General features: G+C 28.7%; 11 protein-coding genes and 1 pseudogene. 5 read left to right on the top strand and 7 right to left on the bottom strand.

The genetic code is table 11. The features are described 5' to 3' along the window. Window positions 1–56: 56 nt before the first annotated feature. The 4 genes and pseudogenes from FDN13_RS06835 to FDN13_RS06820 all read left to right on the top strand — a co-directional run bounded on the left by FDN13_RS06835 (window position 57) and on the right by FDN13_RS06820 (window position 11443). On the top strand, window positions 57–5039 hold the full coding sequence (locus tag FDN13_RS06835) for a S8 family serine peptidase (protein ID WP_168190096.1): 4983 nt from the start codon (window positions 57–59) through the stop codon (window positions 5037–5039). A gap of 272 nt (window positions 5040–5311) precedes the next feature. Beyond that, a complete protein-coding gene (locus FDN13_RS06830) occupies window positions 5312–8272 on the top strand; it encodes an Ig-like domain-containing protein (RefSeq protein ID WP_138979525.1) in 2961 nt (986 codons plus the stop codon). Between the two features lie 200 nt (window positions 8273–8472). Then, window positions 8473–10164, top strand: coding sequence for an Ig-like domain-containing protein (locus FDN13_RS06825; RefSeq protein WP_138979524.1), 1692 nt, complete (start codon window positions 8473–8475; stop codon window positions 10162–10164). 132 nt (window positions 10165–10296) lie between these two features. Then, a pseudogene (locus FDN13_RS06820) lies at window positions 10297–11443 on the top strand (IS256 family transposase). A gap of 328 nt (window positions 11444–11771) precedes the next feature. Here FDN13_RS06820 and FDN13_RS06815 read toward each other — a convergent pair. From FDN13_RS06815 to FDN13_RS06790, 6 genes are all read right to left on the bottom strand, one after another. After that, on the bottom strand, window positions 11772–12977 hold the full coding sequence (locus tag FDN13_RS06815; protein ID WP_138979523.1) for an IS256 family transposase: 1206 nt from the start codon (window positions 12975–12977) through the stop codon (window positions 11772–11774). A gap of 258 nt (window positions 12978–13235) precedes the next feature. Beyond that, window positions 13236–14252: a TolC family protein gene (locus tag FDN13_RS06810; RefSeq protein ID WP_138979522.1), complete on the bottom strand. Its 1017-nt coding sequence runs from the start codon at window positions 14250–14252 to the stop codon at window positions 13236–13238. A 20-nt stretch (window positions 14253–14272) separates the two neighbouring features. Next, complete coding sequence (locus FDN13_RS06805) at window positions 14273–15505, bottom strand: TolC family protein (RefSeq protein WP_138979521.1); 1233 nt, start codon at window positions 15503–15505, stop codon at window positions 14273–14275. Between the two features lie 274 nt (window positions 15506–15779). Continuing rightward, the gene (locus FDN13_RS06800) at window positions 15780–16988 is read right to left on the bottom strand and encodes an ABC transporter permease (RefSeq protein WP_138979520.1); all 1209 of its coding nucleotides are present in this window, start codon (window positions 16986–16988) and stop codon (window positions 15780–15782) included. Then, on the bottom strand, window positions 16985–17695 hold the full coding sequence (locus tag FDN13_RS06795) for an ABC transporter ATP-binding protein (protein ID WP_138979519.1): 711 nt from the start codon (window positions 17693–17695) through the stop codon (window positions 16985–16987). Before FDN13_RS06795 ends, FDN13_RS06800 begins: the two co-directional genes overlap by 4 nt. Before the next feature lie 2 nt (window positions 17696–17697). Continuing rightward, window positions 17698–18897 (bottom strand): efflux RND transporter periplasmic adaptor subunit, encoded by a 1200-nt coding sequence (locus FDN13_RS06790; RefSeq protein WP_138979518.1) that lies wholly within the window; start codon window positions 18895–18897, stop codon window positions 17698–17700. A 247-nt stretch (window positions 18898–19144) separates the two neighbouring features. Here FDN13_RS06790 and FDN13_RS06785 point away from each other — a divergent pair, with 247 nt between their 5' ends. Then, window positions 19145–20767, top strand: coding sequence for a S41 family peptidase (locus tag FDN13_RS06785; protein ID WP_138979517.1), 1623 nt, complete (start codon window positions 19145–19147; stop codon window positions 20765–20767). 114 nt (window positions 20768–20881) lie between these two features. On the opposite strand, the gene FDN13_RS06780 is transcribed toward FDN13_RS06785, so the two are convergent. Then, the gene (locus tag FDN13_RS06780; RefSeq protein WP_138979516.1) at window positions 20882–21334 is read right to left on the bottom strand and encodes a hypothetical protein; all 453 of its coding nucleotides are present in this window, start codon (window positions 21332–21334) and stop codon (window positions 20882–20884) included. Window positions 21335–21499: the final 165 nt, after the last annotated feature.

The following is a 21499-nucleotide window of genomic DNA, read 5'->3' as shown; positions in this document are numbered from 1 at the left end:
TACAGAAAATTCACAATGTGTTAATATGTAAATATATGGAAAGGAGGGATATGTTTATGCCAAAACCAAAATTTAAAATTATTAGCATTTTGGTAGTGGTAATGCTAATTTTCTCATTGGTAAGCTCTTCAGCAAATGGTGCATCATTGGGAAAATCAGCAGAACAAAGTACAAAGTATAACACAAGCAAAAAGTTAAACTATACAAAAGCAATAGAACAGCTTAAGGTTTCTTATAAAAAACTTCTTCAAAATAATTCTGGTAATCAAGAAAAGAATACAAAGGATAAGTTCAATGACAATATTACATATTCAGCATATAAACAAAGTATTAAAAAGGAAAGTGCAGATGATACAGTAAGAGTGATTGTACAGCTTGAGGAAAAATCTCTAAAAGATTATGCAGAAGGTAAGCCATTAAAAGTTTTAGCTTCAAATTCAGTACTAAAAAGCAAGGTTCTTAATTCACAGGCACAGTATAAAAAAGAGATTTTAAAAATTAATAAGAACGTTAAATTCAGGCAGACATACTATGGTCTAATAAATGGATTCAGTATGATTGCAAAAAGAAGTGATGTTGATAAGATAAGGCAGATACCAGGTGTAAAACATATTGAAATAGCAAAAGAGTATTATGTAGATATGAATTATGCTAATTATATTACTAATGTACCTGATGTTTGGCAAAATTCTGATTATGGCTACAAAGGAGAAGGGCTTGTTGTTGCTGTTATTGACTCTGGTATAGATGTGAATCATAAGGATATGAAAATAATAACAGATACTTCAAAGGTAAAATATAACAAGGATACAATAGAAAGACTTATTGGAAATAACAATTTAAAAGGAAAATATTATAATATTAAAGTGCCTTATGCCTATAACTATGCTGATGATAATAACGATGTTATTGATAAAAATTCATTAACAGGAATGCATGGTATGCATGTATCAGGAATTATTGCAGCAAATGGTTTGGATTCCGAAGTAGAAGAGAAAAAGGCTATAAAGGGTGTTGCTCCTGAAGCACAGCTTTTTATGATGAAAGTATTTTCTAATAATCCAAATTTTGGATCTGCCTTTGATGATGATATAGTAAAGGCAATTGATGATGCTGTACTTCTTGATGCAGATGTTATTAATATGAGCCTTGGCTCACCAGCAGGATTTCAAAATGCTGATGATGCAATGCAAGTTGCAATAAAAGAGGCTACTGATCTTGGCACCGTTGTAGTTGCATCAGCTGGAAATGAACAATATTCAACAGCTCCTTATAAGATTCCAGGGGTAAATGATACAAGTGTTATAGGAACGCCAGGAATAGCCAAGGATGCTCTTCAGGTTGCATCCTATGAAAATACAGACGTTACAGGGTATGCTTTAGAATATGAAGTTAAGGATAAAAAAATGGGGGATATTATTTATACAACTTCAGAAATTGATCCTGTAACAAAGCTAACCAATTCATTAGGCTATGAAATAGTAGACTGTGGAGTAGGGTCTGAGGAAGATTTTCAGGGTAAAGACTTAAATGGCAAAATAGCTCTCATTCAAAGGGGAGGCGGGCTCTATTTTTATCAGAAAAAGCTTAATGCACAGTCAGCAGGTGCAATAGGTGCTATTATGTATGGATATGACGGGGATGATAGCTATATTAATATGGCTCCGTGGCCTGGGGTTAAAATACCTGCAGTATTTATTAAAAATTCAAATGGTGTATTATTAAAGAGCTTAATAAATGATGGGCTTAAAGTAAAATTTGTAAAAGATAATATTGTAAGTGAGCCAAATGCAATAGCTTACGATATGTCTGATTTTACATCCTGGGGGCCAGCTCCAAACCTTGAATTTAAACCTGAGGTAACAGCACCAGGTGGGAATATATGGTCAACTGTTAATAATAATAAATATGAGAATATGTCAGGTACGTCAATGGCATCACCTCATGCAGCTGGAATTATGGCATTAGTGCTTCAACATGTAAAAAATCTTGAAAATAAAGGAAACTTAAAATTTGCATCAGATAGAGAAAGAGTTGAGTTTGCAAAGACTTTGATTATTAATACAGCTATACCACAAAAGGATCCATTAAGCAATCTTCCTTTCTCCCCAAGAAGGCAGGGTGCAGGACTTGTTAATGCTTATGCTGCTGTGAAAAATAAAGTAACTGCAACAGTGTATGGAAAACCTACAGCTGCATTAAAAGAAATTTCAGGTACAAAAACCTTTACAATAACTTTAAAGAACTATGGTGATAATGATGTAACTTATGATGTTTCATGCTATCCTGAAGAGAATGAAGTTTTAACAGAACAACCAGGCTTTCTTGAAACAATGTCCTATGAAACTGTAATAAGTGGTGCACAAGTTACATTTGACAAAACATCAGTTACAGTTCCAAAAGGAAAACAGGCAACAGTTAACGTTACAATAAATATACCAGAAAACACAGAAAGAAATATATTTGCTGAAGGGTTTATAAGGTTTATTCCAAAAGAAGATAACGTTTCAACAATAGGAGTACCGTTTATGGGATTTTACGGCAAGTGGGATGAACCTTATATAGTTGACAGGCCATTTTGGGATAGAAATACGCAGATAGGTTACACTGGACTTGCATTAGGATTTTTTGAAAATGGGGAACCTTACTATGCAGGATATGACTGGGATGGATCCTTTGATGAAAATAATATTGCAATATCTACTGCTTATTATTCCCTTGGCTTATACTATGTTATTCCAGTTGCAACTTATTTAAGGAATGCGAAAGTGAATTATGTAAATGTAATCGATGATGATGGGAAAACAATTACTACTCTCAATACTGATAATGAGGTAACAAAATCTATATTTGCAGAAGGACAATGGTTTAATGTATATTCCTTATGGGATGGGTATGTGTATAATGCTTCTTTAAGAAGGTTTATGCCTGTAAAAGATGGACAGTATTATATACAGATAAAGAGTAAAATTGATTATCCAGATGCAAATTATCAGATTATTAATATGCCTGTTAAGGTAGATTCTACTGAACCTGTAGCAGAAATTATATCGGATGATACTGCAAGTCCAGGAAGTTATGATTTAAAGATTAAAGCTTATGATGGACTATCTGGAGTTCAGGGATTTGCAATTGCTGTAAATGGTAAATTTGTAACAGTTGATGAATATGAAAATCCAGTATTTAAAAAAGTAGGTATGGATGAAAATGGAGATTACTGCTATACTTTGAATCTGCCAGGCGGTATAGACTATGTTGAAGTTTTTACAATAGATTATGCAGGAAACTATAGCTATGTAACTAAACAAATCAATGCATCACAATTAAATATAACTAATCCAGCCAGTGGAAGCGAGCTTGAATCTGGAGATTTTACTTTAACATATACTTATCCTGAAGAATTATTAAATGATGTATCAAAGTTTGAGATTGTTGTAGATGGATGTGATCCTTACAATAATGGCAAGAATTTATTATATGAGGTTAAAGGACTTCAACCAGGTTTGCATTGGATTGAAGTAGATGCTTATGATAACGATTATAATTTGATTGATTTTAATTATGTTGAGTTTAATGTAAAGCCCTCAGAATTTAATTTTTCATTTGATAACTTTGATACAGGGAATATATATAGTTATAAGGATTTAACTGTTACTGGAAGAGTAACAACAAAACCTAAAACATTTAAGATAATGGGTAATCCTGTAACTATAAATTCAGATTTAACATTTAGTGTTAAGTTATCATTAAAGGAAGGGTTAAATAAGGTTTCTATTTTCGCTGAAGATTATAATGGTGAATATTTTGATTATTCATATAATATCTATTGTGATACAACTGCACCAGAAATAACACTGTTAGTTCCAAAATCAACAAAAGACAATACTTCAGTATTTGTAAGCGAAGATGCAAAATCTTATAAAATTGAAGGAACTGTAAAGGATAATTTATTTGGATATAGGCTATATGTAAATGAAAGTGAAATTGAGAATGTATTTTTGCCAGTTCCAGATGGTAACAAAACAGAGAGGGCCTTTAGTACAGATATAGAACTTAAAGATGAAGTTACAATGGTTGAAATTGTTGCTTCTGATGTTGTTGGTAATCATACAGTAAAGAAAATAATTATAACAAAGGAAAATGACAGGTCACCAAAAATAACTATCAATCAGCCTCTTGCCAAAAAAGGAGAAACTTTAGCTACTATAGTTGGAAAGAAAGTTACTGTAAGTGGAAAAGTTGAAAATGTTGTAAAAGGATCTGTAAAGATATTTATAAATGGAGAGGTAATGGAGGTTAAAGCAAATTCAACATCATGCAGCTTTACAAAGACGATAACATTTGATTCTCTTGGAGATAAAACTATTGATGTAATAGCTGTTGACAGCTACGGCAGCCAGACATCTACAAAGATTCCTGTAAAACTTATTGAAAAAACTCCTCCAAAGATTAAATTAATTGAGCCATCAGCAAATAGCACCAATATAACCCAGGCTTATGATTCAAGAAACTATAGTATTAAATTTAATGTTGAAGATGAATCTGAAATTAAAAATATAAATGCAACATTAATAATTGGTAAAGAACAAACTAAGTTAGATTATGAAACTGTAAGTGATGGCTATGTATTGCAGATTCCAATATCAGAGAATATAAAACAGTATAAAGTTTTAATAAGTGCAACTGATGTATATGATAATACAGGAAGTGCTACTGTTACTATTAATAAAGTAATAGATAAAAAAGGACCAGTTATAACAATGATAAATCCAAAACAAACAAGCAGTACTACTACAAGCGATACATTAACTCTTAAATTTAAAGCAGCTGATGATTGGATGTTAGGATCTGTATCCATAAAAGTTAAATATAGTGATAACTCTGAGGAAATGATTAATGACATTCAATTGAACAGTCAGAAAACAATTGAAGTTGCAAGAGATATTAAACTTTCTATTGGACTTAATGTTATAACGATAATTGCAGAGGACAATGTTGGAAATAAAACAATAAAAGAAATAAAGATAACAAGGAAATAAAATTATAAAAAAACCAGCCGTTTTGGCTGGTTTTTTTACTGCAATGTAGAAATAATTCGCATTTTGTTGTAAAATATACTAAAATGACAAGTTGCAAAAGGGGTTGATAATATATTTAATTATATTTAAAACGTTGTTAAAATTATAAAAACAAAACTTTTGCATTATAGTTATAATGTACTTTATTTGGTATTATAACTATGAATTGAAAATAACAATTTTGTTAAAATGCAAAAGATGAGTAAATAATTTAAAGGAACGGGGGTATTTATGTGAAAATTAAAAAAATAATGCTTTGCATTTCAACAATGCTCATATCCTTATTTGCAGTTTTTCTATTTAATAATTCAGCTTTTGCAGCTGTAAGAACAAATTATTTTGATATATATAACAAATCAACTAGTTTGCCTATTAATAAAAATAATCTTAATAATAGAGTTACAAATTCTGAAAATCAAGGAGTAGTATATTTAACAATTGACGATGTAAATCATGTACAATTTTTTGATAAATATTCAATTTCTGTTCATTATAAGTATCCTCTTTATAATAATGATTATATTTATAATAAATATTGGGATGTACAAAAAAATATTGAACAAACACAAGATGGATGGAAAATAACTATAAGCGGATTAAATTGGGATTCAAATATATCTGAATACTACATACTTTTATCAACAAACAAATATTTTTATTATAAAAAGATATTAAAATCACAAAATGGCTCAACAATACCACTTTCTATTGATAGCAATTATTTTACTCCTAATGTATCACTTCCATTTACTAATGCTGATTTTAAAGAGAAGTGGCTAATTTTAACCATTGCCGATGAAAAAGGAAAAGGTATAGGTGAATGTAATATTTATAACGAAAGTCAAATAATGATTCCAAAGGCACAATATCATGCACAGTTTCTTGGAATAGACAAAAATAATTCAGGATATAATTTATTGAAAATGTATAATAACTTATCAAAGGATAACCCAAATATTGTATTCAATAAGAATGAAATAGCTGAAGTAAAAACTAATTTGGTTACTGACAAAAATTTAAGAGTTTCTGCTATGTGTCCATTATATTTTCATGGTGAATTTTCATCATTAACTCATTTATCACATTATGATAAAAGTATTGTATATAAAAATTTTTATATTACAAAATTAAACTATGATACCATTATCTTTACAGTTGAAACTGAAGATGATTGGGAATATGATTATGGAACACCAAAATTTAATGCAACAAATATAACTTCAAAAACGTTTAATATTAGTACTAATTTAACCTCTAAAGTAACACTTAAAAAACAATCTTATTTTTTAGGAGAATATTTAAGTGGGGATACTTTTGGGGTTTATGATGATTATCAGAATAAAGTTCGATATATATTAAGTCCGGAAGATAATTATATAAACGGAACTATTGAATTTGTTGATAATAAAGGACAATCTACAATATTTGAAGACATAAGTTTGAACTATCCAAGAATAGAAATACCAGATACTTTTTCAGGTACTTATGATGTAGCTTTTAAGGTTGAAGGTGGACCAATTGAAATAAAAAGCCTTTCAACAAAAATAAATATTGGAGAAGGAAGTTCAATTACTATACCAGTAAGCAGCATAACTTTAAATAAAACATCTATAAACATTGGATTGAACAAACCAATTAAGCTTGAATATAAGATTAATCCTACAAATGCTACAAATAAAAATGTAACATGGAGTTCATCAGATGAATCAATTGTAACTGTTGATGAAAATGGAAATGTTACAGGTTTAAGTGAAGGAACAGCAACGATTTTAGTTACAACAGAAGATGGAAATAAAACTGCAAGCTGCACTGTTAAAGTTGTTCCAGTAAACCAAATTAAACTTGATAAGTCAGATATAAGCATAAAGCCAGGTGCTAAAGCTTCATTAAAGGCAGTTATATCTCCAAATGAAGCAGTAAATAAAAATGTTATATGGAGCAGCAGTGATGAAAGCATTGTAACTGTTGACGATAAAGGAAACATAACAGCATTAAAAGAAGGGAAGGCTACTATTAAAGCAAGATCAGAAGAAAACGAAAGTATATTTGCTGAATGCAATGTAACTGTAGAAATACCAGTAAGCAGTATAAAATTAAATGCATCTAAGATAAATCTTTCTACAAGTGAAGGCTATAATACTTTTAAACTTGTGGCAAACTTTATGCCAGATAATGCAACAAACAAGAACATTACATGGGCATCAAGCGATGAAAATGTTGCAACAGTTGATGAAAGTGGAAATGTTACAGCATTAAAAGAAGGAACGGCAGTAATTAAGGCTACTACAGAAAGTGGAGCAAAAGCTGCACAATGCATTGTTACTGTTGCAACTGTAAAAGAAATAAAACTAAATAAAACTCAAATTGATATGAATGTTGGACAGGCATTTAGCTTAAATGTTAAAACAAATCCAGTAAACGCTCCTGTTAAAGATGTTGTTTTTGAATCAAGTGATGAAGAAAAAGTTATAGTAACGCCCTTTGGAAAGTTAATTGCAGTAGCAGCAACAGATTCTCCAGTTACAATTACTGTAACTTCAAAAGATAATCCTGAAGTTTTTGCAACCTGTACAGTAACTGTTAAACTAGCAAAGGAGGATGTAAAGGTAGCAGATATAATACTTACTAATGTAAAAACAGGGAAAATAGAAGGCTTACTTCAGGTTGGAAAAAGTGGAAATATAAAGGCAATGGTTATTGGTGAGAATAAAAAGACACCTACAAATAAGAATATTATCTGGGAATCCAGTGATACAAATGTTATTACTGTAGATGACAACGGAAAAGTTACTGCAAAAAGCCCTGGAACTGCTGAAATAATTGCAAAAGCTGTTGATGGAAGTGGAACTAGTAAAACTATAACAATAGAGGTAGTTCAGCCGATAACAAATTTAACAATAGAAAAGAAGATAACAATTTCTGCAGGAGAAGAAAAAGAAATAATTGCAACGTTATTGCCAGATAATGTTACAATAGATGGTATAAAGGTTGAATGGAATTGTAGCGATAAAAATGGAAAATTTATTACTTTTAATGGATATAATGATGTTTATTATGATGAAGAACTTGGAAGATATGTAGTAAAAGCAGATATAACTGGTGTTGCAAAAGGTATAGCTAATATTAATCTTAAAGTTACTACAAAAGACGGATCATCTAAAACAGTAAACAGCAGTATAGTTGTAACTCAGTAACATAAGAAGTTAAATATAAAAAATCTCCACTCTATTGGTGGAGATTTTTTATGGGTTAAATCTGGTTAATTAATAAAATATTCCATATTTATATTCAATTTTTCAGATTTAGAATGTATAATTTATTATAGAAAGAGTGGTGAAAGTTATTGATAAGTTACTCAGATACAAATAATAAACTGAAGTGGGGGATATAACAAATGAATAAAAAAAATAACAAGCTATTAAATATATCTTATTTTGTTATATTATTGATATTTTCATTTACATTTTTGGTTTATGCAAATACTACAAATCAAAGTGCTAATTTGAAAGTATCAAGTTCAAATTTAAGCAGTAACTTTTCGGTTGATGGAGCTATCCAGATATATTTTAATAAGGATATACAAGAAGGAGAAAAATATAACGATATTGAACTGGATTTAAATTTAGCAGATTCAAAAACAAAGATAGAAATTTCCAAAAAAATATCAGGGAAAATTTTAATCGTACAGCCTATTAATAAACTTGAATATGAAAAACAATATTCTTTAATATTACCATCGGGTTCTATAAAGGATAAGGATGGAAATATATTTAGCGATGATGTGGTATTAAATTTTGCAACACAAAAGGATAATATATCTCCTGTTATTAAAGGAATAAGCCCTGCTAATAATAGTACTAATGTAAATGTATATACTAACATTATAATGACATTTAGTGAACCAATTTTAATTACAGATTCAAGTAAGTTCGATGATATTATTCTAAAAAATAGCAGTGGGGACGATGTTGCTATTAATATTGATGTAAATAATGATACGATTGTAATAAAACCTACTAATCCTTTGAAATATAATACAAGTTATACCATTTTTATTAAATCAGGGGCCATTAAGGATAAGAATGGGAATGTTTTAAAAACATCCATAACATCAAAATTTACAACAACAGAACATACTCCGCCTAAAATAGTAAATACAACCCCTAAGGATGGAGAAAAAGGTATACAGACAAATGCTGTAATTAAAGTGATTTTTGATGAAAACATAAGAAAAAGTAGTAGATATGATGCTATAACGCTAAAAACAACGAAGGTGTCGGGAGGTAAATATATTGATATTAATGTTCCCATAGATAAAACAATATCAGGGAATACATTAATAATTAAACCTTTAAACGATTTGAGCCAATACAGCAAATATTATTATACAATACCTGCTGGAGCTGTAGAAGATTTAAATGGTAATACCTATGAAGGAACAAGAAACTATAAGTTTACGACTACTAAGGATAATATTTCTCCCGTTTTAAAATCAATTCTTCCAGTAAATGCAGCGAAGAATGTATCTGTGACTTCAAATATTACAATATCGTATAATGAAAATATTTATAAAAGCAGCAGATTTAGCGATATTGTATTAAAAACTTCAAATAATAAAGTTGTATCTACAAAGATACAGATAATAAATAATTCTCTTGTTATTGTACCTGTAAATAAACTTGATTATAATACAACATACTTTATTATAATCCCCTCTAAAGCTTTAAAGGATGCAGCAAATAATCAAGTAATAACAAGTTATAAATATAGTTTTACTACTGAAAAAGATACGGAAAAACCTTTTGTTAAGTCTGTTACAATAGATAAATATAACAATATATTAAGTATTGTATTTAATGAAAATATAGTTAAGAGTACAAATTTTAATAAGTTATTATTAAAAGATAGTACAGGTAATATTATTAAATTTGAATATAAAATAAGTGGGGATATACTTAATTTGAAGTTTATTGAAAAGAATATAAGTCAGGATAATATTTCTGTATTTATTCCTTCAAGTTCAGTAAAGGATTCAGTAGGTAATGAGATTGAAAAAGATTTTAATGCTATGTTTTTTATAAATTAATAATAAAATTATAAACTAGACTGTAAATAATTTTGTATAAATTAATTATAAACCTACTCCTTGGTAATAATTAGAAATACAATCAAGAAGGAGGCTTTTAAAATATTTTTAATGATAAAAGAACAATTATGATTGTTTATTAAAGAAAATAATATTCAGTATGTTTCTGTACTTTATAGCTTTTTTATAAATTTATTTCAAGATGCTCTTCAAGAACTACCTGAAGTGGAGCTTTCAGCAGAACTTGGTTATGATAAGAATGACAAAAAGAATTCTGAAACTACTAATTAAAGAAATGATTACTCACAAAAAACTGTTAAGACTCAATTCGAAGAAATGGATATTGATGTTCCGAGAGATAGAGAAGTTGAATTTCAGCTAAAGATTTTTCCAAAATATAAAAGAGACATATCTAGTATCGAAGAAAAAGTTATTATTCTTTATACAAGAGGTATGTCAACAAGAGAGATTCATGATCAAATAAAGGATTTATATGTCATTGAATTATTTGCTGAAATGGTAAGTAAAATTATTGAAAAGATAGTTCCTGAAATTAAAGAATGGTAATCAAGCCTCCTTAAAAAGGTTTATCCCTTTATTTTCATGGATATTATACATTATAATGTTAAAACCGAAGGGCATATTATTAATATGGCTGTAGTTCTCGGTATGAGCTTAGACGGTATTAAAGATGTATTAGGGATTTTGATAGGAGAGAATAAAAGTGTAAGGTTTTGGCTTGGAGTATTAAATGAATTAAAAAATAGAATAGTAGAAGATGTATTAATATTTTCTGTAGATGGTCTTACATGAATGAAAGAAGCTATTAAAGATGCCTTTCCTAATTCAAAAATACAAATGTGAGTAATAATCAGCTTAGAAACTGCTTTAAATATGTATCATATAAACATTAAAAAGAATTTAGAAAAGATTTTAAACCTATATATCAAGCTGCAAATAAAGAAATAGCAAAATACATATCACTATGTTATAAAGAATTGGGGAAACAATTAGGATGTATTAAGTTCATTTTACAACTTCCCTAACTTTGTTTAAAAAATTATGTATACTTAAATATCATCGAAGGATTTCATAGGCAATTAAGAAAAGTAACAAAATCAAAGACTGTATTTACTTCTGACGAAGCTTTAGAAAAAATACTTTATTTATTAATATAAATGTAATAAAGAAATGAAGATTAACATACAAAAACTGGGATATGATATTAAATCAACTAAATATATTATATGCAGGAATATTGGAAAAATATGTTAAATAATTAGATTATCAAAAAGATCAAAAAAATTTTAATTTGGGAGTGTAAATAAATCTGTGTATTTAGTTGAGGAGCAACTCCTTCAAGACAAGTTTTAGACTAAATCCAAAAAGATATTTTATTTACTTTCACTACTAATTGTTACCATAAATTAGGTTTTTATGCATAATGTTGATTAATTTTGGTTAAAATTTTTATAATGAGTGGGTCTATGTCTATGCATAACAAACTCGCGATTAGAGCATTGTTATAATTTTTGAAGCGAAAGGAGACCTAGGTCGACTGAAGCTTCAAAAATTTTTTGTTTTTTGTAAATTATATTTAGTATTAGCTATATTCTTCCCGGATATATTATCATAAGCTGATTGATTACCATATCCCAGTTTCTATACCTTTGAGTCCACTTCTTATCTATATTTTTAACCGATAGATAAAGCATTTTTTCTAATGACAAATCTGTGGGGAATATAGTTTTTGTCTTAGTTACTTTTCTAAACTGCCTGTGTAGACTTTCTATTATGTTTGTAGTATACATGATTTTTCTTATTTCATCAGGGAATTTAAAGAAAGGTGATATTACATCCCAGTTGTTTTCCCAACTCTTAATTGCATATGGATATTGAGAGCCCCATTTCTGTTCTACTTCCTTAAGTTTTTCTTTAGCTACCTCCTCATTCAATGCGTTATATACATTTTTAAAGTCTTTTGTAAACTCTTTAAGATGTTTGTATGAAACATATTTAAATGAATTTCTCAATTGATGTATTATGCACCTTTGTATTTCTGACTTTGGATAAGCTGCTTGTATAGCTTCTTTCATTCCAGTGAGACCATCAACACAGAAAACCAGAACATCTTCTACACCCCTGCCCTTAAGGTCGTTAAGGACTCCAAGCCAGAATCTTGATGATTCATTTTCTCCTATCCATATACCAAGAACTTCTTTATATCCCTCAATGTTAACCCCAAGAACAACATAAGCTGCACGATTAAGAATACGTCCTTCTTCTCTTACTTTATAGTGTATAGCATCCATAAATATAAAGGAATAAATTTTTTCTAAAGGTCTACTTTGCCATTCCTTAACTTCTGGAATAATACGATCTGTAATTTTACTAACAAGCTCTGGTGATATATCTATGCCATAGAGATCTTTAATTTGATCCTGTATATCTCTTGTGCTCATTCCTCTAGCATAAAGGGATATTATCTTATCTTCAATTCCAGAGATATCTGTTTTATTTTTAGGAACAATTTTAGGCTCAAATTCGCCATTTCTGTCTCTTGGGACATCGATTTCCATTTCACCAAATTCAGTTTTAATTGTTTTTTTAGAAAATCCATTTCTGCTGTTATCGGTTTGCTTATTTTTTACATCATATTTTTCATAGCCTAAAGTTGTATCAAGCTCCGCTTGAAGCATTTCTTCTAAGACATCTTTAAATAATTCTTTAAGGGTAGATTGGATTCCAGCTACACTTGTGATGTTATTTTCTTTAATAAATTCTTTTAGTTGTGCTTTTGATAAAAGTGACATTAAAAATCTCCTCCTTGTCCTTTTCTCTTAATTCTTGCCAAGAAGGAGATACTTAAATCACTTTACACAAAATTTTTTACATACTCTTTAATTTAGAACCTTTAAAGATCAAGGTCTTTAAAGGTTCTAAATTAATTTCATACTACTCCTAGTTAGATCTTTTAACCAATTTCATACAGATGCATGCATAAATATTTTTCATTGTATATTAACTCCTTATCAATTATTGATGAGGGGTTTAATTTGTTTTATTTTATCTTATACGATATCATTTAACTCATTTTCAAATTCCTCTTTGCTAATCATATAAGAATTAATTGATCTTTGATAAGAAATTTTTTGTTTTTCCATAGCAATACGAATATCTTCTAAATCTAATGCATTAATTTGTCCGTTTAAATATTGGATTTTAGAAATATTATAATTATTTATGTAGTTTTCATAATTAATTTTTTCTATATAAACGTTATTTTCTAAATTCTTTAAATTATAATATAATGTCCATAACTCAATTTCTCTTGATGGTTTAGCATCTGATAAATTAACTTCTGCTTGTTTAACTGCAATTAAATCAGAATTTATGTCTGATTCATTATATTTTTTTAATTCAAGGTTATATAAATTTTGTTTATATGATAAATCATAACTTTTTTCAACTGAATTTTTGATTTTATTTTCTATATCATTATCATCAAAGGGTTCAAAAGTAATTTGTATTTGTGAAATATCAATATCTTGATTGATATCTATATAACATATCTTTTTAATATTAAGTAAATTTTGTTGAAGTTGATTATTCAAATCATATAAAGTTGCTTCAATTTGTGATTTTTGCAATATATATGTAGACAAATCATTATCTTTTGCAAGGCCAAGGTCAATTTTCTTTTTGAGCATGTCTATTTTTTTATTCAAATTATTTAAACTATCATTTGTTAATGCAATTTCATCTTTTAATGCATTACATTCATAATATGATTTTTTAACTTCGAGTTCTAATGATTGCATTTTAGCTTTTTTCTGATGCTGTAAATCTGCAGCTTTATATTGATAATCTAATTCTGTAGTATCATCAATAGCATCAGAACTTTTTTTAAGGTATATAGAAGATTGTTCATCTAGTAATTTAATATCCATATTTTTATTTTTAATATTTGAAATAAGTGTCTCTAAATTTATATCATTATTTTGCGTTATCGAATAGGCTACAGATTGAGGAAAGAAATAAATTATCATTGTTGTCAGAATAATAATCAAATATTTATATTTTTTCATTTTGGACCTCCTATACTTATTTAATTTATATTTAAACCTTCATGTGATAGGAATTCTAATTTTTTAATTTTTAACCATATATCTCTCTTAACATTATTTATTTGTATTTCTGCTTGCTTTAATAATAATTCTAGAGATTTTAAATCTGTATTAGAAATTTTATTTAATTTATATTGCATTAATCCTTCATTATACTTTTTTAGTGAATTATTATAAGAATCTTGTGCTGTTTTATAGTCGAGAAATTTTTTCTGTATATCCTGATAAGCCATTTTAATATTAATTTGTTTGCTTATTTTTTGGTTATATAAATCATGTTCTGCCTGATTTTTTTCGTATAATGCATTTTGAATATTGTAATTATTTTCATCAGAAAAAGAATCATAAACTATATCATAAATATAGTTTTTGTTTTTTAATTTTTCTAAAGCATTTTTTATATCCATGTTATTTATAAGAGTTTCTTCTATGTATTTATCTATAGAATCTATTTTAGAATCAAATTCTATATCTACAATAGATGTAATATTATTAATAGGTATACCTAATTGCCTATTAAATGATTTTAATTGTAAATTATAATTATTATTTAATATATCTAATGTTAATTTTGCCTTTGTATATTCACCTTCAATTTTTTTAAATTCAGTACTTGAAATAAGATTATATTTATATTTTAGCTGAGCTATTTTATAATTTTCTTCTTTTATCTTATAATTCATATTATTAATTTCTATTGAATCTTTTAAATTTAATAAATTGCAATAACTCTGCATAATTGAATATTTTATTGTATTTTCATTAATTTTAATATTATTTTGAGCCGAATAAACAGAATATTTTGCTTCTAAAGGAGTTATTGTTTTCATTTGAATAAATTGAAACTTCTGATCTTCACCAATTAAGGGCTTCCCATACATTGAAACATAGCTGTTATATTCTTGAATATCACTCGGATCAGTAAGTTCATTTTTTTGCTTTTTGTAATATAATTCTAAAAATCTATCATTGATTTTTAATCTCTGATCTGCTAATTTAGAAGCTTCATTAGCTTGATCAACGATTAGTTGTAAATGTTCAATATTTAATTGGAGAATTTTTAATGCTGAAGAATTTTGCAAAGCTAAATCACATGCCTCATTAATATTTAATACTTGTTCTTTGGCATTTATTATATTAAAATTTCCAAGAACTATAATTGTTATTATAATTATTGTCAATATTTTTTTGTGATATTTGTATTTATTATTCATAATTTAACACCTCTATTGGATAATTCTTCTGATAAAACATAAAAAAATTTTTCAATACCTTTATATTCAAGATTTAAAGATATAAATATTATTTCAAATATCTTATTTCCTCCATTTATTATTCTATATTATTATACATTAAAAATCTCCGCTAAACTGTGGCAAAACTCAAATTTATAAGAAAGAATACAGATTTTTATAAATTATAAAATTTGTTTTTTAAAACAATTGTATGTTTCAATTTATAAATAAAATATGAAAAAGGGTTTAAGCTTTATTCATATCTTAGTGCTTCAATCGGGTCAAGCTTTGCTGCTTTATCAGCAGGGTATAGTCCAAAGAATATTCCAACGGCTGAGGAGAAAAGGAATGCTATTAAAACCACTTGAACTGATATTACTGCCGTTACATGTATAAGGCTTCCTGCAATCCTTCCAAATAAAACCCCAAGTATCATTCCTATAATTCCTCCCATAAGGCATAGGATGAGAGATTCTGTTAAAAACTGTATCCTTATATCCTTTTGCTTTGCACCTATTGCTTTCCTTATGCCAATCTCCCTTGTCCTTTCCGTAACAGATACAAGCATTATGTTCATAACGCCAATACCGCCGACAATTAACGATATAGCAGCTATTGCACCTATTACAAGTGTCAAGGTATTTAATATGTTATTAATCATATCAAGCTCTTTAAACCCTTCTGATGCTGCATATTTCCCAGTGCTTCTGTGTCTTATTTCAAGAAGCCTTGTTATTTGGGATGCAGTTTCAGTTGAATTTGTCATATCCTTAAGCATTACAGACATTTGACTAATATCCGTATTAACCATTATCCTGTCAGATATTGTTATTGGTAAAAACACAAACCCTGGGAAGTTATCTCCAAAGGCTGCTGCCATGTTACCGCTTGGATTTTTTACAACGCCTATTATTGTTACATTGAGACTGTTATTTTGTATATTTATTTTAATCTGCTTTCCAACAGGGTTTTGGGTTTTAAATAGTTTTTTTACAGATAAATCGTCAATAACTGCAACATTTTTCTGAGTCTGTATGTCGTGGTCGTTTAAAAATCTTCCGTAAAGTATTTCAAGATTTGAAATTTTTGGGTAATATTCATTGGTTCCAATTATTTGGGCCTGTTTTGATTTACTTTCAGACTTTAGCCTTCCAAAACCTTCGGTAAAGGGTACAACAAAATCAATATTTGAAATTTTTTCTTTTAATATTTTTGCATCATCAAGGGTGAAATAGTCGCTTGATTCAACATCTTTATCCATTGACTTTACTTGAACATTTATAACGTTTGTACCAATACTTTCAAACTGGCCTGTAATATACTTTTTTGCTCCTTGCCCTAATGAAACTATTGTTATAACTGATGAAATACCAATTATTATCCCAAGCATAGTTAAAAGAGAGCGCATCTTGTTTGTTTTGATATTTCTTAGTGCAGATATTGTACTTTCCATTAAGTTCATTTTTGATGCCCTCCTATTATAGTTCTATTTAAAACCTCTTTATCAGAAATAACACTTCCATCCCTAAACAAAACAATACGCTTAGTATGGGCTGCTATGTCTGGTTCGTGGGTTACCATAACGATTGTAACTCCTTCATTATTTAAAGTTTCAAATATCCCCATTATTTCTTCGCTGGATTTTGTATCAAGGTTTCCGGTTGGCTCATCGGCAAGTATTATTGCAGGGTCATTAACAAGAGCCCTTGCAATAGCAACCCTTTGTTTTTGACCACCGGAGAGCTCATTTGGCCTATGATGCATTCTGTCTTCAAGACCTACTTTCATTAAAGCTGATTTTGCTCTTTTTACTCTCACGTGGGAGGGGATACCGGCATATACCATAGGAAGCTCTACGTTTTCAAGAGCAGTAAGCCTTGGTAGAAGATTAAAAGCCTGAAAAACAAAACCTATTTTTTTATTTCGTATTTCTGCAAGTTTATTATTATCAAGGGAAGATACATCTTCACCATCAAGATAATATTTTCCTTCTGTTAATCTATCAAGGCATCCTAAAATATTCATAAATGTTGACTTGCCTGAACCAGATGGCCCCATTATTGCAACATATTCTTTTTCATTAATACTAAGGTTAATGCCTTTTAGTGCTTCAACTTGAATTTTACCGGTATCATAAACTTTTTTCAAATTTTGAATATCTATTATCATTATTATTTGCCCCCTAATACTTTAACTATATCGTTTTCTTTTAATGTTTCAGGAGGATTTGGTATATATTTGTCTCCTTCTTTAAGTCCGTTTATAATCTCTACGTCAAAATCAGTTTCAACTCCTGTTTCAACATATTTTTTAACTACTTTTCCATTTTCAACTGTAAATACATATTTCTTGCCATTAGAATCTTCCTTTATTGCATCAAAGTTAACAGCTAAAACATCCTTCTTTTCATTAACTATTATTTCTGCATCGGCTTCGTAGCCAACTTTTATATTGCTGTCAGGGTTAGTTATGGTTATTTCAATTGATACTTTAGATTCATTGCTTGTTCCAGTGTTTACGATGTTGGCAAATTGTTCTATCTTTGTTACAGTTCCATTATATGTTTTATTTAATCCTTTTATTTTTACGTTAGCTTTTTGCCCTAAAGATATGTTAACAGCATCATATTGTGAAACTTCAATCTTAACTTTATATGATGATGTGTTGTAAATAACTATCTTATCATTAATTGAAGGGTATTGATTGAGTTTAGCATCAATCTTTATAATTTTCCCATCTATGTTAGATTTAATAATGCAGTCTGATATCTTCTTTTTATAATTTTCAATATCTGCTTTTATTGATTCCAGTTGTTTTGATGATGATGAATTTGCATTATCAAGTTGTATTTGTGCAAGGTTTAACTGATTTAGAGCATCATCTAATGCCTTTTTTGATGTCTCATACTCATCCTTTGATATAAACCCATTGTCATATAGCTCCTTACTTGAAGTAAATTTTCTGTTTACTTCTTCATAAGCCCTTTTAGCGTTGTCATAATTTATTTTTGCCTGTTCTATTGAATTTTTGCTTGATAGTAGATTCAAATTATAATTGAGTTCTGCTTTTTTTAGCTGATAATTAAGATCAGAGGTGTCGTATTTTATTAATGCATCACCTTTTTTTACTTCTTTTCCTTCAGTTACATATATTTCTGATACTTTTTGGGCGTTACTTAGGGTTATTTCCTGCTTATCCTTTGGTTCTATGTTTCCTGTTAGTGATATTGACTGAATCAAATCTTTTTTAGATATGCTGCTTAGTGTAACTGAAGTTGTTTTTGTTTTGTTTGATGACTTTACTGCAAATAGTACTGATGCAGCAAATAAAATAAGCACCAATACCGATATTACTATTTTTTTTGATTTCATAGTTATTCTCCTTTCAAATTAAACTTGCCACTAATTTAGACGAAACATATTAATAAAACCCATAAATTATTTTATTTTTTCATACCTTATATTAGTAATTAAAATATATAATGTCAATATATGGGTAAAGGAAATAAAAAATAAAATAATTGTTAATTAATCTATAAAAATATAAAAGTTTTGTTAATTTAATAATAATGATATATAATATCTTTAATAGCTTTGGTGATTATAAAGGGGTGTTATTATGGAGAAAAACAAAATTACAAGGGCTAAGGTTATAAAAAGTATATTTTCCCTTATATTAATAATCGGTCTTTTTTCTTCAACTGTCTATGCTTATGATGTGCTTGAAGAGGCAAGATACTTAATAAAAAATTTTTATATTGAAAATGTTAGCAATGAGACTCTAAACAAAACAACAGTTAAAGAAATGGTTGAATCTCTTAATGATCCTTATTCAGTATATTTTTCAAATAATGAATACAAAAATTTTGTTAATAGCGTGGATATGAAATTTTCAGGAATAGGTGTTAGGTTTGAAGTAATATCTGAAGGAGTTAGAGTTGTATCTGTTTTAAAGGGGTCAGGAGCAGAGGATGCAGGGTTAAAAGAAGGAGATATCATAATTGAAGCAGACGGGAAAAGCCTTGTAGGATTAAGTGAAGATAAGATTCCACTTTATTTAAGGGGAGATGAAGGAACAACTGTAAAGGTTAAAGTTAAAAGAGGAAGTGCTACTCTTGATTTTACAATAACAAGAAAGCTAATCCAAACTCCAACAGTGGAAGGAGAAATTATAAATAACCATACAGCATACATAAAAATATCTTCCTTTGGAGAAGATACGGCAGATAAGTTTGGAAGCATTTTAGATGATTTGAATAAAAAAAGTCCAAGCAATTACATAATAGATTTAAGGGATAATCCTGGAGGATTTTTGGATGCAGCTCTTAACATAGCAGGGTATTTTATTGGGAATAATACTGTTGTTAAAGTAAGGGATAGAGATGGAGATGAAGCAGAATATAAAGGGTATACTCATAGAACAAAAATAGATAAGCCAGTAATATTTTTAACCAATGAAAATAGTGCCAGTGCTTCTGAAGTTTTAACAGGAGCAATAAAAGATTATGGTGCAGCCTATATAATTGGAAACAGAACCTTTGGCAAGGGGCTTGTTCAAACTATGTTCAGCTTATCAGATGGAAGTTATATAAAACTTACGGTTTTAAAGTTCTTTTCACCAAAGGGAAATGAGATAAATAAGGTTGGAATTACTCCGGATTTTAATGCTGAGTATAATAATTCAATGCTTGTTGCAGAGCTTTTATCTGGAGACTCTAAAGATGCTTGTAATAAGACAGGATTTTTAAAGGTTAAAATAGATGGAAGATATTTTGAAATAGATTTAAAATTAGCAAGGCAGGAAAAATACTATAAAGCATATAATCTTATACTTGAAAAGGCAAGGGAAAGTGGAAACGAAATAAAGATAGGTACAAGCCTTGGATGGACAGATATTCCTTCTGAATATAAGAATAAGGCATACTTTATGTATTATCCAGAATATAAAGAGCTTCAGGAGCTTTTAAATGTTCCCGTTGATAAGAAATTTACTGTAACTTTCAGTTCTAATGTAGATAAGAGCACGGTAGAAAAAAGCATAGAGCTTTGGGATTCAAAGACTGGAGAGAGAATACCTTTAAGCTTTGAATTTGTTGATAGTAAAACTGTTAAAGCAATACCAAAAAATAATTTAAAAAATTCAGGGGAGTACTACTTTGTAGTTAACCCAACGGTAAAAGGAGAGAACGGAGCATATTTAAAAGAAGGAACTGTAAGCTATGTTAAAGTTATAGGGAATTAAAATAGGCTCTTTCTTAATGGGGCTCTTTGTCAATAGTTGGGCTGGTATTTATTCAAAATGCCTGCCCTTTATTTATACAGGATTTTAAAGGGAGGCGTAAATAAAGTTGCCTCCCTACTTGATTTTTTCCCAGTTTTCAAATGAGCTGTCTATTAAAGATTTCAAAGGTTCATCAATATTTTCATCTAAAGGTATGTAAAGACCTTTATACTCTTTTATTATATTCCCGTTTACATCTATCATCTGTGGGAAATATTTTACAACCTCATTTTTAGTGAATATATAGTGCCCCTGTATGTTTTTGTATTTATCAAGATATACGCATACAAGATAATCGAATTTCGATGGTGTTATCTTATCAAAAAAGCAAAGTAATCCTTTAGATTTTGATATTTTATTGTCTTTGTTGCAGCACCTTATTTGTATTTTTTTTCTTCCCTTTATCTCAATTTCTCCAAGAAAGCTAATATCCTTATAAGGGCTTAAAAGACGTTTTTCAACAAGCTTTTTTATAGTGCTAAAAACTCCAAGAAAGCGAATAGAGAGAGTATTTTTATTTTTTATCATGATTTCATTTATACAATCAAAATAATTTATAAAAATCCCCCCAACCATTTATTATTAAAATATATTTTTTATTTATTAATAATATGATAATTATGTATATATAAAGTTGAATGAAGCTTTTATTTGTTGTATCCTAAAAGGTAGGTTAAAAAAGACAGCTACTTT

Source organism: Caloramator sp. E03 (assembly GCF_006016075.1).
Classification (GTDB): Bacteria; Bacillota; Clostridia; order Clostridiales; family Caloramatoraceae; genus Caloramator_B.
This window is presented reverse-complemented; position numbering and strand designations above follow the sequence as displayed.